This is a genomic window from Streptomyces sp. NPDC086080 (assembly GCF_044540255.1).
Classification (GTDB): Bacteria; Actinomycetota; Actinomycetes; order Streptomycetales; family Streptomycetaceae; genus Streptomyces.
Window position 1 is genome coordinate 96,559 of sequence record NZ_JBITRU010000013.1, and the last position, 13,550, is coordinate 110,108.

Here is a 13,550-nt window from a genome sequence, read left to right on the forward strand (position 1 = left end):
ACTTCCCGGCGGGAGTCTGAGGGTCGTTGACGATCCATCACTCGCCGGGAGGGGACCATGCTGTCCGCACTCGTCCGGGCGGCCACCCGCCGCCCTTTGACCGTGATGCTCCTGTGGGGGCTCTTTCTGCTGCTGGGCTTCGGACTGGGCACGGGGGTCTTCGCCCGGCTCTCCGACAACGTGCCCGAAGTCCCCGGGACCGAGTCGGAGTCGGCCGCCCGGTACCTGGACCGGGTCGATCCGGCGGGCGGATCGGTCACCGGCGTGGTGGCCGGCGCCGCCGTCTCGGGCCCGGAGCTGCGCGCCGAGGTCGAACGCGCCGTGGCCGACGTCCGGAAGGTCGCCGGGGTCGCCGCCGTACCCGACCCGTACACCACGCCGGGCCTGACCGCCGAGGACGGGCAGGCACTGCTCATCCCCGTCGCGCTCGAGGGCGGACTGGACGACGAAGCCGAGGAGCGCACGCTCGACGCGGCGGCCGACCGCATCCGCGCGATCGACGCGCCCGACGTCCAGGTGAGCGGCGGCCCGCTGCTGGGGCTGCAGATCGGAGAGCGGGCCCAGGAGGACGTGAAGAACGCGGAGTTGATCTCCCTGCCGGTGGTGCTGGCGCTGCTGCTCGTCGTGTTCGGCGGGCTGCGCGCGGCGCTGCTGCCGCTGATCGTCGCGGTCAGCGGCATCGCGGGGGCCTTCCTGGCGCTGTTCGCGTTCAGCTCGGTCACCGACATCTCCGTGTACGCGATCCAGGTGACGACGATGCTGGGGCTCGGACTCGCCGTGGACTACGCCCTGTTGATGCTGGTGCGGTTCCGGGAGGAGCGCCGGCACACCGACGACGTCGCCGAGGCGGTGCACCGCACGGTCACGGCGGCCGGGCGGACGGTGCTGTTCTCCGGCCTCACGGTCGCCGTCAGCCTGACCGGGCTGCTGGTGTTCCCGAGCGTGTTCCTGCGCAGCATGGGTCTGGCGGTCGCCGCCGTGGTCGTCATCGACATGCTGGCCGCGCTGACCCTGCTGCCCGCGCTGCTGACGCGGTTCGGCGGGCGGATCCCGCCGGCGAGGACACCGAGGAGCGGCGAGGAGGGCCGGTTCTTCGCCCGCGTCGCCCGTTTCGCGGCCCGGCGCAGGGTCGCCGTACTGGCCGTGGTCGTCCCGGCGCTGCTGGTCCTGGCGGTGCCCGTGTCCGGGATGAGCATCGCCGTGGGGGACGCGCGGCAGTTGCCGGCCGACACCGAGGCCCGGCAGCTGCACGACACCGTCGCCGGGCACTTCCCGCCGGGTACCGGGGTCTCACCCGTCACCGTCGTCGTCGGGCCCGGCACGGACCCGGCGACCGCCGACCGGATCCGGGCGCTGTCCCCGGACGCCGGGACGCGCGAACTGCCCGGCGGTGCCTCGGTGATCGAGATCCGGCCGCCCGGCGAGAGCGACGGCGAGGAGGCGACCGGGCTGGTGGAGCGGGTACGCGAGCTGCGGGGCGACGAGCCGGTCGAGGTCACCGGCACTGCGGCCCGGCTGGTCGACTTCCGCGAGATGCTCGCGGAACGGGGGCCCTGGGCGGCACTGACCGTGCTGGCCGGCATCTTCGTGCTGCTGTTCGCGTTCACCGGTTCCGTGCTGCTGCCGCTGCGCACCATCGCGACGACCCTGCTCAGTCTGGCCGCCGCGCTGGGTGTGGTGGTGTGGGTGTTCCAGGACGGCCATCTGGCCGGGCTGCTGGGCACCGAGGGTCTGGGCGCGCTCAGCCTGACCGCGCCGCCGCTGATCGTCGCGATCGCGTTCGGACTCGCCATGGACTACGAGCTGTTCATTCTGGCCCGGATGCGCGAGGCACGGCAGCGCACCGGCGACGACCGGGAGGCCGTGGTGACCGGGCTGCGCCGCTCCGGGCGGGTGGTCACCTGCGCGGCGCTGCTGCTGGCGGTGGTGTTCGGCGCCTTCATGACGGGCGGGTTCTCGCCCATTCTGCAGATCGGCCTCGGGCTCACACTCGCCGTCCTCATCGACGCGACCATCGTGCGGATGCTCCTGGTCCCGGCCACCATGGCCGTGCTCGGCCGTCGCGCCTGGTGGGCTCCGGCGCCGCTGCGCCGGGCGCACGACCGCTTCGGTCTGCGGGAGGAAGCGGAGGGCGAGGCGGAGGACGCCCGGCCGCGGGTGCCGACGGGGGTGTGAGCGACCGGCCCGGAGGCCGGTGTGTGGGGGGGGCAGTGGCCGAAGGGGCGCGCCGTGCCGGGCGGCGGGGAAGCCGACCCGGCCGGCCCCGAACGGACCAACGCTCACCCGTCGGGGCGTACCGGCGCACGCGCGTACGGATGCCCCCGCACGGGGACGTCGGCGCCGGGGAATCACGTGCCCGCGCGCACGGTTGACGCCCTCGCGGGAGAGGGGACGACCACGGAGCGACGCGACCGCGGGAGCGCCGAAAGCGCCGGCCGGCGGGTCCCGGGCCGCCGGGCAGCGGCCCGACGGGTGTCCACCGGGTGAAGGACACCGCATACCGGGACACCCTGTAAGGGAGGAGCCGGTCGCTCCCGGCACGGTCACCCGATCTCCGGGAGCACGCCGAGGGCCGCGCCGGTCACGGCGCGGTGCGGGCGACACCGCCACCGGCGACGACGCCCGGAGCACGAAGGAACGGCGCAGGAGGAGGACACGAGGAGGACACCGGGCGGGAGCTGCCGGACACGGTGACGAAGTCGCTCGACAGCAAGGGAGTTGACGCGGAATGACCGACGAGAGGACCGGTCCGGGGACGGAAGCCCCGGACGGGACGAGCGGTCCGGCGGCGGAGAGCCCGGCGACCGGAGCGACGGCGCCGGAGGAGCCGGTGGCGGGCCTGACGGGTGATTCGCCGGGAGACCCGACAATGGACTCGGCGGAAGACCCTGCGCGGAACCAGCCGGAGGTCCTCACCGCCCTCACCGCGCCCCCGGCCGGCTGGGCCAACCCGCTGCGCGATCCGCGGGACCGCCGGCTGCCCCGGGTCGCGGGCCCCTCCGGGCTGGTCATCTTCGGGGTGACCGGTGACCTGTCCCGCCGCAAGCTGATGCCGGCCGTGTACGACCTCGCCAACCGGGGTCTGCTGCCGCCGGGCTTCTCGCTGGTGGGCTTCGCCCGCCGGGACTGGGAGGACCAGGATTTCGCCGAGGTGGTGCACGACGCGGTCAGGGAGCACGCGCGGACCCCGTTCCGCGAGGAGGTCTGGCAGCAGCTCTCCGAGGGCATGCGGTTCGTTCCCGGCGACTTCGACGACGACCAGGCGTTCGAGCAGCTGCGCAAGGCCGTCGACGAGCTGGACGCCTCCCGGGGAACCAGTGGCAACCATGCCTTCTACCTTTCGGTACCGCCACGCTTCTTCCCGAAGGTGGTGCAGCAGCTGAAGAAGCACGGCCTGGCCGACGCGCGCGAGGGTTCCTGGCGGCGCGCGGTGATCGAGAAGCCGTTCGGCCGCGACCTGGGGTCGGCCCAGGAGCTCAACGCGATCGTGCACGAGGTGTTCGACCCCGAGCAGGTCTTCCGGATCGACCACTACCTGGGCAAGGAGACCGTCCAGAACATCCTGGCGCTGCGCTTCGCCAACCAGATGTTCGAACCGCTCTGGAACCGGTCCTTCGTGGACCATGTGCAGATCACCATGGCCGAGGACATCGGCATCGGCGGACGGGCCGGGTACTACGACGGCATCGGCGCGGCCCGCGACGTGATCCAGAACCACCTGCTCCAGCTGATGGCGCTCACCGCGATGGAGGAGCCGGCATCCTTCGACGCGGCCTCGCTGCTGACCGAGAAGCTGAAGGTGTTCCGGGCCGTGCGGCTCCCGGACGACCTCGGCCGGCACACGGTGCGCGGACAGTACGCGGCCGCCTGGCAGGGCGGTGCGAAGGTGCGCGGATATCTGGAGGAGGAGGGCATCGACCAGGCCTCCGTCACGGACACCTACGCCGCGATCAAACTGGGCGTGGACAACCGCCGCTGGGCGGGCGTCCCCTTCTATCTGCGCACCGGGAAGCGGCTGGGCCGCCGGGTCACCGAGATCGCGGTGGTCTTCCAGCGGGCGCCGCACTCCCCCTTCGACACCAGCGCCACCGAGGAACTGGGCCAGAACGCCATCGTGATCCGGGTCCAGCCGGACGAGGGCATGACGGTCCGGTTCGGCTCGAAGGTGCCGGGGACGTCGATGGAGCTGCGGGATGTGACCATGGACTTCGCCTACGGCGAGTCGTTCACCGAGTCCAGTCCGGAGGCGTACGAACGGCTCCTCCTGGACGTGCTGCTGGGGGACGCCAACCTGTTCCCCCGTCATCAGGAAGTGGAGGAGTCCTGGAGGATCCTCGATCCGATCGAGGAGTACTGGGCGTCGCACGGCAGGCCGGCGCAGTACGCATCGGGCAGCTGGGGGCCCGCGGAAGCCGACGAGATGCTCGCACGAGACGGACGGAGCTGGCGCAGGCCATGAAGATCGACCTGACCGACACCACGGCAAGCAAGGTCAACAAGGCGCTGGTGCGGGGCCGCCGCGCCATCGGCACACCGGCCGTGGGCATGGTCCTGACGATGGTGATCGTCACGGACGAGGAGAACGCCTACGACTCGATCAAGGCGGCCGAGGAGGCCTCGCACGAGCATCCCTCGCGCACCCTGGTCGTCATCAAGCGGCACGCCCGCAACCCGCGCGAGCGCACCCACCCCCGGCTGGACGCCGAGGTCCGGGTCGGCTCCGAGGCCGGCACCGGGGAGACGGTGGTGCTGCGGACCTACGGCGAGGTGTCCGAGCACGCCGACTCGGTGGTGCTGCCGCTGCTGCTGCCGGACGCCCCGGTGGTGGTGTGGTGGCCGGCGGACGCGCCCGAGAACCCGGCGCGGGACCCGCTGGGCGCGCTGGGCCAGCGCAGGATCACCGATCTGTACGCGGTCGAGAACCCCATGGCGGTACTCCGGGCCCGCCGGCGCACCTACGCACCCGGCGACACCGACCTCGCCTGGACCCGGCTGACGCTGTGGCGCTCGATGCTGGCGGCGGCCCTGGACCAGGCGCGGGCGACGGTGACCTCGGCGGCCGTGGAGGCCGAGGCCGACAACCCGGCCGCGGAGCTGCTGGCACGCTGGCTGGAGGCGCGGCTGCGGGTCACGGTGGACCGGGTGGTGACCGCGGGGCCGGTCGTCACCGCGGTCCGGCTGGGCACGGTGGACGGCGAGGTCGTGATCGACCGCCCCGAGGGTCCGCTGGCCACGCTGACCCTGCCGGGCCAGCCCGCCCGCCGGCTGGCGCTGAAGGTCCGTCCCACCTCCGAACTCATCGCCGAGGAGCTCAGGCGCCTCGACGCGGACGAGATGTACGCCGTCGCGCTGCGCGGTGAGGCCACCGAGGAGTCTCCCGCCCATGTCTGACGACGTCCTCGGCCCCCGTCCCCGGCACGGTGCTCGGCGCCGTCCCGTCCACGGCCGCGCCGGCGGCCGCTCACCGCGAACTCAGGAAGTGAACTGACATGCAGATCGGTCTTGTTGGTCTCGGCAAAATGGGCGGCAACATGCGCGAGCGCATCCGCGCCGCCGGCCACACCGTCATCGGGTTCGACACCGATCCCGCACGCTCCGACGTCGACCACCTGTCCGACCTCGTCGACGGGCTCGCAGGGCCGCGCGCGGTGTGGGTGATGGTTCCGGCGGGCGCCGTCACCCAGCAGGTCATCGACCAGCTGTGCAGCCTGCTCAAGCCGGGGGACGTCGTCGTCGACGGCGGCAACTCCCGCTGGACGGACGACGAGAAGCACGCCAGGGAGCTGGGCGCCCGGGGCATCGGCTTCGTCGACGCGGGGGTCTCGGGCGGCGTGTGGGGCCTGGAGCACGGCTACGCCCTGATGGTCGGCGGCGACGAGGAGCACGTGGAGCGGCTGAAGCCGATCTTCGACGCGCTCAAGCCGGACGGTCCGTACGGCTATGTCCATGCGGGCGGGGTCGGGGCGGGGCACTTCGCGAAGATGGTCCACAACGGGATCGAGTACGCCATGATGCAGGCCTATGCCGAGGGCTGGGAGCTGCTGGAGAAGGCCGACTCGGTGGACAACGTCCGGGAGGTCTTCCGCTCCTGGCAGCAGGGCACCGTCATCCGTTCCTGGCTGCTGGACCTGGCGGTCGACGCCCTCGACGGGGACGAGCACCTGGAGCGGCTGCGGGGCTACGCCGAGGACTCGGGCGAGGGCCGCTGGACGGTCGAGGCGGCCCTCGACAACGCCGTGCCGCTGCCCGCGATCACCGCGTCGCTGTTCGCCCGGTTCACCTCACGCCAGGAGGACTCGCCGCAGATGAAGATGGTCGCGGCGCTGCGGAACCAGTTCGGCGGGCACGCCGTCGAGTCGGCGCGGAAGCCCTGACCGCGTGGGCGATCTGCTGCTGGCCCGGCACGGTGAGACGGAGTGGAGCAGGGTGGGCCGGCACACCGGCCGTACCGATCTGCCGCTGACTCCGAGGGGTGAGACCCAGGCCAGGTCCCTGGCCCCGCTGCTGGCCGGCCGGGGCTTCGTACTGGTCCTCACCAGCCCGCTGGTCCGCGCCCGGCACACCGCCGAGCTGGCGGGCCTGACCGGCGCCGATCCGGAGCCCGACCTGCGGGAGTGGGACTACGGCGGCTACGAGGGCATCACCACGGCGGACGTGCACCGCACCCGGCCCGGCTGGGACCTGTGGACCGACGGGGTGCCGCCCGGCCGGGAGTCCTCCGGGGAGTCCCCGGAGCAGGTCGGCGAGCGCGCGGACCGGGTGCTGTCCCGGGTGGCCGGCGTCCTGGACGAGGGGGACGTGATGCTGGTGGCCCACGGCCATCTCCTCCGCGTCCTCACCGCCCGCCACCTGGGGCTCCCCCCGGCCGACGGCCGGCTCTTCCGCCTGGAGACGGGCACCCTGTGCCGCCTGTCCCTGGAGCGTGGCAGTCCGGTCGTCGCGGAGTGGAACACCCGTCCGTGACGCCTCCCGGCGACAGGCGGGCCGGCGCTCCCGGGCGCCGCCGCACCGGTACCGGCTCCCTGGGCCTCCCCGCAGCACCGGGCCCCATGCGGGCCAAGCCGAACACGCACGCCTTCTCAGGCACAGCCGACCGCAGCCGTCGCAGAGCGCGGCCGACCACACACGCCCGCCGGTACCGGCCCACACCCAACCCGCCCCATACGCCGGTGCGGGCACCCCGTCCGGACACTCACACCCGTAGGCACAACCGACCACCCGCAGACGCCCACCCGTCCCGGCCACACCCAGACCAGCACAAACGCCGGTGCAGGCGCAGCCGGCCGCACACGCACACCAACACCGGCCCACCCAAGCCCGACACGCTCACCCGTGCCGGCCTACTCAGCAGCGCGCACGTGCCGTCGCTGTCAGCCAACCTGCTCAGCCGCGCACGCGGGACGGGTCGGTGCCGGCGCCGTTGAACCCACCCCCTGCGCATCGCGTCCCGTGCGCTCGGGCACCGGCGCGCGCCGGTACGGGCAGGATCGGCCGCGCACGCCGACCGAAGCCGCGCGGCCGGCGGTGCGGGCCGGCACAGAAGGGCGGGCCCCTCCGTCGGCGCACCGCGGCCGCGGCCGGTCAGGAATGGAGAAGCGCGGGCGGGCGGCGCCCGCCTAGCCTAGCCTTGGTGCTACGTCCGAACGGGAACACCTGTTCGGACTGATGGCTGATGGTGGATCACCGCCTCGACCGCGCCGACGACGAAGGACGGCCGGGCGGGCGGGTCTGCCCGCACCCGGTCGCACCGCACCGGGAACGCCGGCGGAGACCGCGAGGGCGGCTCCGCCCGACGGGATGGAGAACGATGAGCAGGGCCACGAGGACGGACCGGCAGCCGGCCGCGCCGCACGCCGCCGACAGCCACGATCTGATCCGGGTGCACGGCGCGCGCGAGAACAACCTCAAGGACGTCAGCGTCGAACTCCCCAAGCGCCGTCTGACCGTGTTCACCGGCGTGTCCGGCTCGGGCAAGAGCTCACTCGTGTTCGACACGATCGCCGCCGAGTCGCAGCGGATGATCAACGAGACGTACAGCGCGTTCCTGCAGGGGTTCATGCCGACGCTCGCACGGCCCGAGGTCGACGTGCTCGACGGGCTGACCACCGCGATCACCGTGGACCAGCAGCGGATGGGTTCCGACCCGCGCTCCACGGTCGGCACCGCCACCGACGCCAACGCGATGCTGCGCATCCTCTTCAGCCGCCTCGGCAAGCCGTACTTCGGCCCGCCCGGCGCGTTCTCCTTCAATGTCGCCTCGATCCAGGCGAGCGGAGGCTTCACGGTCGACCGCGGCGCCGAGAAGACCAAGACGGAGAAGGTGTCCTTCAACCGCACCGGCGGCATGTGCACGCACTGCGAGGGCCGTGGCACGGTCTCCGACATCGACCTCGCCCAGCTCTTCGACGACTCCAAGTCGCTCTCGGAGGACCCCTTCACCATCCCCACCTACACCGGGGGCGGCTGGGTGGTGCGGGTCATCGCCGAGTCGGGCTTCTTCGACCCGGACAAGCCGATCCGCGAGTACACCAAGAAGGAGCGGCACGACTTCCTGTACCGCGAGCCGACCAAGGTGAAGATCAACGGCATCAACCTCACCTACGAGGGGCTGATCCCCAAGCTCCAGAAGTCGATGCTCAGCAAGGACCGGGAGGCGATGCAGCCGCACATCCGGGCGTTCGTCGACCGGGCCGTCACCTTCGCCACCTGCCCCGAGTGCGACGGCACCCGGCTCACGGAGGGGGCGCGGTCGTCGAAGATCAAGAAGATCAGCATCGCCGACGCCTGCGCGATGGAGATCAGGGACCTCGCCGAGTGGGTCCGTGGCCTGGACGAGCCGTCGGTGAAGCCGCTGCTCACCGCGCTCCAGCACACCCTCGACTCGTTCGTCGAGATCGGTCTCGGCTATCTCTCGCTCGACCGGTCGTCCGGCACGCTGTCCGGCGGCGAGGCGCAGCGCGTGAAGATGATCCGCCACCTCGGCTCCTCGCTCACCGATGTCACCTACGTCTTCGACGAGCCCACCATCGGCCTGCACCCGCACGACATCCAGCGGATGAACAACCTGCTGCTACGGCTGCGCGACAAGGGCAACACGGTGCTGGTGGTGGAGCACAAGCCGGAGGCGATCGCCATCGCCGACCACGTCGTCGACCTCGGCCCCGGCGCGGGCACGGCGGGCGGCACGGTCTGCTTCGAGGGCACCGTCGAAGGGCTGCGGGCCAGCGACACGGTCACCGGCCGCCACCTCGACGACCGGGCCTCGGTCAAGGACACGGTCCGCGAGCCCACCGGCACGCTCGCCATCCGCGGCGCGACGGCGAACAACCTCCACGAGGTGGACGTCGACATCCCGCTCGGCGTGCTCACCGTCGTCACCGGTGTGGCGGGCTCCGGCAAGAGCTCGCTGGTGCACGGTTCGATCCCCGCCGAGGAGGGCGTGATCGCGGTCGACCAGACCCCGATCCGCGGCTCCCGGCGCAGCAACCCGGCGACGTACACCGGACTGCTCGAACCCATCCGCAAGGCGTTCGCCAAGGCCAACGGGGTGAAGCCGGCGCTGTTCAGCGCCAACTCCGAGGGCGCCTGCCCCACCTGCAACGGGGCCGGGGTGATCTACACCGACCTCGGGATGATGGCCGGCGTCTCCACCACCTGCGAGGACTGCGGGGGCAAGCGGTTCCAGCCCGCCGTGCTGGAGTACCGCTTCGGCGGGCGGGACATCAGCGAGGTGCTGGCGATGCCGGTGGCGGAGGCCGAGGAGTTCTTCCGCGCCGGCGAGGCCCGTACGCCCGCCGCGCACCGGATCCTCGAGCGGCTGGCCGACGTCGGGCTCGGCTACCTCACCCTGGGCCAGCCGCTCACCACGCTGTCCGGCGGTGAGCGGCAGCGGCTCAAGCTGGCCACGCACATGGGCGAGAAGGGCGGTGTCTACGTGCTCGACGAGCCGACCACCGGCCTCCACCTCGCCGATGTCGAGCAGTTGCTCGGCCTGCTGGACCGGCTGGTCGACTCCGGCAAGTCGGTCATCGTGATCGAGCACCACCAGGCGGTCATGGCGCACGCCGACTGGATCATCGACCTCGGCCCCGGGGCCGGCCACGACGGCGGCCGGATCGTCTTCGAGGGCACCCCCGCCGACCTGGTCGCCGCCCGCTCCACCCTCACGGGCGAGCATCTCGCGGAGTACGTCGGCGGCTGATCCGCCCGTCGCCCGCGCCGGGCCCGGGTACGCGTCACGCCCCGGGCCGGCGCGGGATGCCGTACGCCCGTTCCACTCTCAGCCGCAGCACCAGCCGGCGGTCGCGGACCATCGCCGCGCGGTAGTCGTCCCAGTCGGGGTGCTCGCCGTTGAGGTCGCGGTACAGCCGGATGAGTTCCTCCACGGTCTCGTCGTAGGGATCCCCGGCGACGGGGGTCAGTTCGGCGGTTCCCTCGGCCACCGTGTAGGCCCACCGGTCCGGGGTGGTGACGTGGTAGGAGGCGCGGGGGTCCCGGCGCAGATTGCGGGTCTTGGCCCGGTCGTCCGTGAGCGACACGCGAATCACGCGCTCATCGGGGTAGTAAGCGTGCATGACGTTCGACAACTGGGGCCGCCCGTCGCGTTTCAGCGTGACGAGCACTCCGCCGTGCCCCTCGGAGAGCAGGGCGAGCAGCGCGTTCTGTTCGGCGTCCTGAGTCATGACTCGATCAACGGTCCGCACCGGGCCGGCGTTCCCGAGGAGAGCGATGGGAGTACCGGGAGTACTGCGCCAGGAGGTCACCCCCGAGGAGGCCGGTCTGGACGCGCGGGCGCTGGAGCGTCTCGACCGGCATCTCGCCCGCCGGGTCGACGAGGGGGAGCTGCCCGGGTTCCTCGTCGCCGTCGCCCGGGGCGGGCGGGTCGCGCACCTGACGGTGCACGGGGCGCGGAACGTCGCGGCGGGGCTGCCCGTGGAGGGCGACACCCTGTGGCGGATGTACTCCATGACCAAACCGGTCACCACCGTGGGCGCGCTGATGCTGGTGGAGGAGGGGCTGCTCTCGCTGGACGACCCGGTCGGCCGCCACCTTCCCGCCTTCGCGGAACCCCGCGTGTACGAGGGCGGTTCGGGCGACGGGGTGCGGACCCGTCCGGCCGCCGGCCCTCTCCTCGTGCGGCATCTGATGACACACACGGCCGGGCTCACCTTCGCCTTCTACCACGCCCATCCCGTCGACGCGCTGTACCGCGCGGCGGGGCTGGAGTCGTCGGTGGCACCGGGTAAGGACCTGGCGGGGACGACGGACGTCTACGCGGGCCTGCCCCTCCAGTTCGATCCGGGGACCCAGTGGAACTACTCGGTCGCCTCGAACGTGCTGGGCCGGATCATCGAGGTCGTGTCCGGGCGCCCGCTCGACGCGTACCTCGCCGAGCGCGTCTTCCGTCCGCTCGGCATGACGGACGCCGGTTTCCAGGTCACCGACGAGCAGGCGCGGCGCCTGGCGGAGCTGTACGGCGAGTCCGACGACGGCGGCATCGAGCCGATCGCGGGGCTTCCGCTGCGGGGCCGGCCCCGCTTCCTGTCCGGCAGCGGCGGCATGGTGGCCTCCGCCCACGACTGGCACCGGTTCATGGAACTGCTGCGCCGGCGCGGCGAACTCGACGGCACCCGGCTGCTCGCCCCGGCGACCGTGGACCTGATGACCCGCAACCACCTCCCCGGCAACGCCGACCTGCGTTCCTTCGGCAGCCGCCCGGCGCACGACGAGCCCGGCAACGAGGGCGTCGGCTTCGGTCTCGGTGTCAGTGTCGTCATCGATCCGTCCCGCACGCAGTCCCCGTCCGGCCTCGGCAACTACGGCTGGAGCGGGGTGGCCACCACCACCTTCTGGGTCGACCCGGGCCGCGACCTCACCGTGCAGTTCTGCACGCAGGTGCGGCCCAGGTCCTCCCACACCGTCTTCCGGGACCTCAAGCGGCTGGTGCACGAGGCGGTGGTCCACTGACCGGGCGCCGCGTCAGGACAGGTGTGCCACCGCGTCCAGGTGGGGCAGGTGGTGGTCCAGGCGCTCCCGCTTGGTGCGCAGGTAGGTGATGTTGCTCTCGCACGGCGGTATCAGCAGCGGCACCTGCTCGGCGACCTGGACGCCGTGCCGCACCAGGGCCTCGCGCTTGCGCGGGTTGTTGGACATCAGCCGCACCGACCGCACGCCGAGGTCCTGGAGCATCCTGGCGGCGACGGCGTAGTCCCGGGAGTCCACCGGCAGGCCGAGCGCGAGGTTCGCCTCGACGGTGTCCAGCCCTTCCGCCTGCAGCGCCATCGCCCGCAGTTTGGCGAGGAGCCCGATTCCGCGACCCTCGTGGCCCCTCAAGTAGACGACCACGCCCGCCCCTTCGGCGACCACCGCGCGCAGCGCCGCCGCCAGCTGGTCGCCGCACTCGCAGTGCTGGGAACCGAAGGCGTCGCCGGTCAGGCACTCCGAGTGCAGCCGGGTGAGGACCCGGTCACTGCCGAGATCGCCGTACACCAGGGCGACTTGCTCGTCGCCGCGGTCGTGGTCCAGATAACCGACCGCCTGGAACTGTCCGTACACGGTGGGCAGCGGCGCATTCACGACGCGTTCCACACCGGTCCGCCGCTGAGGCTTCTTGCCGAGTACGCCTACTTTTTCTGTCATGATTCTCGAGTTCCTAAGCAGAGACGAAAGGCCGTGACGATATGGGTGGTTCACACATGAGGTCGGCGGCATACGGCCCGGTGCACGGTCTGTTGCCGGCGGATACTACAGAGGATGTACGGACGCGGGGAGCCGGCGTCTCACAGCGGATCGCGGTTCTTCCGGTCGGGAGTTTCGAGCAGCACGGCCCGTTCCTGCCGCTGGCGACCGACACCCTGGTCGCCTGCGCGATCGCGCGGGAGATCGCCGACGCCTACCCGGTGCACCTCCTCCCTCCCGTGACCATCTCCTGTTCGCACGAGCACGCGGCCTGGCCGGGAACCGTGTCGATCTCGGCGGTGACGCTGCACGCGGTGATCCGGGACATCGCCGACTCGCTCCGCCGGTCGGGGGTGGACACCCTGGTGCTGGTCAACGGGCACGGCGGAAACTACGTACTGGGCAACGCCGTTCAGGAAGCGTCGGCCCGTGGTGAAAGGATGGCCCTGTACCCGGCGCCGGAGGACTGGGAGACGGCACGCGAACGGGCGGGCGTCGTCACCTCTCTCCTCACGGACATGCACGCGGGCGAAATCGAGACCTCCATCCTTCTGCACACTCATCCCGAATCGCTCCGCCCCGGTTATGAGACCTCGGACCATGTGGCGGATGACCGCCGCCATCTCCTGACCGTCGGTATGGCCGCCTATACGGATTCCGGCGTCATCGGCCGCCCTTCCCTGGCCTGGGCGGAAAAGGGCAAGGAACTCCTGACAAGCCTGACGGATTCCTTCGCCCCATATTTCTCCCTACTGACCGAACCACCGTCCACCCCCAGCCCGTCCGGCGCTCCGGGAACACCGCCCCCGGCGACACCCCCCAGCCCGTCCGGCGTTTGAGGACGAGGCCCGAAGGGCCGAAAGGGGGGTCCG

At 72.0% G+C, this 13,550-nt stretch carries 10 protein-coding genes; 8 read left to right on the top strand and 2 right to left on the bottom strand.

Translation table 11 applies throughout. From position 1 onward, the window contains the following. Positions 1–57: 57 nt before the first annotated feature. The 6 genes from ACIF9R_RS17800 to ACIF9R_RS17825 all read left to right on the top strand — a co-directional run bounded on the left by ACIF9R_RS17800 (position 58) and on the right by ACIF9R_RS17825 (position 10,201). Positions 58–2,175, top strand: coding sequence for an MMPL family transporter (locus ACIF9R_RS17800; RefSeq protein WP_399980608.1), 2,118 nt, complete (start codon positions 58–60; stop codon positions 2,173–2,175). A 694-nt stretch (positions 2,176–2,869) separates the two neighbouring features. Next, the gene (gene zwf / locus ACIF9R_RS17805) at positions 2,870–4,459 is read left to right on the top strand and encodes a glucose-6-phosphate dehydrogenase (RefSeq protein ID WP_399980763.1); all 1,590 of its coding nucleotides are present in this window, start codon (positions 2,870–2,872) and stop codon (positions 4,457–4,459) included. Continuing rightward, a complete protein-coding gene (gene opcA, locus ACIF9R_RS17810; protein ID WP_399980610.1) occupies positions 4,456–5,391 on the top strand; it encodes a glucose-6-phosphate dehydrogenase assembly protein OpcA in 936 nt (311 codons plus the stop codon). The genes zwf and opcA overlap by 4 nt, the downstream gene beginning before the upstream one ends. A 98-nt stretch (positions 5,392–5,489) precedes the next feature. Further along, positions 5,490–6,374, top strand: coding sequence for a phosphogluconate dehydrogenase (NAD(+)-dependent, decarboxylating) (gene gnd / locus ACIF9R_RS17815; protein WP_399980612.1), 885 nt, complete (start codon positions 5,490–5,492; stop codon positions 6,372–6,374). 4 nt (positions 6,375–6,378) lie between these two features. After that, a complete protein-coding gene (locus ACIF9R_RS17820; protein WP_399980615.1) occupies positions 6,379–6,963 on the top strand; it encodes a histidine phosphatase family protein in 585 nt (194 codons plus the stop codon). 844 nt (positions 6,964–7,807) lie between these two features. After that, entirely contained in the window at positions 7,808–10,201 is a 2,394-nt protein-coding gene (locus ACIF9R_RS17825; RefSeq protein ID WP_399980618.1) for an ATP-binding cassette domain-containing protein, read from the top strand. Positions 10,202–10,235: 34 nt separating this feature from the next. Here the strand turns inward: ACIF9R_RS17825 and ACIF9R_RS17830 are convergent, their stop codons facing one another. Then, complete coding sequence (locus ACIF9R_RS17830; protein ID WP_399980621.1) at positions 10,236–10,682, bottom strand: PPOX class F420-dependent oxidoreductase; 447 nt, start codon at positions 10,680–10,682, stop codon at positions 10,236–10,238. 46 nt (positions 10,683–10,728) lie between these two features. On the opposite strand from ACIF9R_RS17830, the gene ACIF9R_RS17835 reads away from it, so the two are divergent. Next, positions 10,729–11,967 carry a serine hydrolase domain-containing protein gene (locus tag ACIF9R_RS17835; RefSeq protein WP_399980623.1) on the top strand — a complete coding sequence of 413 codons (1,239 nt, stop codon included), beginning with the start codon at positions 10,729–10,731 and terminating at the stop codon, positions 11,965–11,967. A gap of 12 nt (positions 11,968–11,979) precedes the next feature. Here the strand turns inward: ACIF9R_RS17835 and ribA are convergent, their stop codons facing one another. Then, on the bottom strand, positions 11,980–12,639 hold the full coding sequence (gene ribA, locus ACIF9R_RS17840) for a GTP cyclohydrolase II (RefSeq protein WP_399980625.1): 660 nt from the start codon (positions 12,637–12,639) through the stop codon (positions 11,980–11,982). A gap of 41 nt (positions 12,640–12,680) precedes the next feature. Here ribA and ACIF9R_RS17845 point away from each other — a divergent pair, with 41 nt between their 5' ends. Further along, a complete protein-coding gene (locus tag ACIF9R_RS17845) occupies positions 12,681–13,517 on the top strand; it encodes a creatininase family protein (protein WP_399980627.1) in 837 nt (278 codons plus the stop codon). Positions 13,518–13,550 lie beyond the last annotated feature (33 nt).

What these genes read in the sequence shown, in the direction of transcription:
- opcA (WP_399980610.1), top strand. Translation starts at nt 4,456, where the DNA reads ATGAAGATCGACCTGACCGACACCACGGCAAGCAAGGTCAACAAGGCG.
- zwf (WP_399980763.1), top strand. Translation starts at nt 2,870, where the DNA reads ATGGACTCGGCGGAAGACCCTGCGCGGAACCAGCCGGAGGTCCTCACC.
- ribA (WP_399980625.1), bottom strand. Translation starts at nt 12,639, where the DNA reads ATGACAGAAAAAGTAGGCGTACTCGGCAAGAAGCCTCAGCGGCGGACC.
- ACIF9R_RS17825 (WP_399980618.1), top strand. Translation starts at nt 7,808, where the DNA reads ATGAGCAGGGCCACGAGGACGGACCGGCAGCCGGCCGCGCCGCACGCC.
- ACIF9R_RS17835 (WP_399980623.1), top strand. Translation starts at nt 10,729, where the DNA reads ATGGGAGTACCGGGAGTACTGCGCCAGGAGGTCACCCCCGAGGAGGCC.
- ACIF9R_RS17845 (WP_399980627.1), top strand. Translation starts at nt 12,681, where the DNA reads ATGGGTGGTTCACACATGAGGTCGGCGGCATACGGCCCGGTGCACGGT.
- ACIF9R_RS17800 (WP_399980608.1), top strand. Translation starts at nt 58, where the DNA reads ATGCTGTCCGCACTCGTCCGGGCGGCCACCCGCCGCCCTTTGACCGTG.
- gnd (WP_399980612.1), top strand. Translation starts at nt 5,490, where the DNA reads ATGCAGATCGGTCTTGTTGGTCTCGGCAAAATGGGCGGCAACATGCGC.
- ACIF9R_RS17830 (WP_399980621.1), bottom strand. Translation starts at nt 10,682, where the DNA reads ATGACTCAGGACGCCGAACAGAACGCGCTGCTCGCCCTGCTCTCCGAG.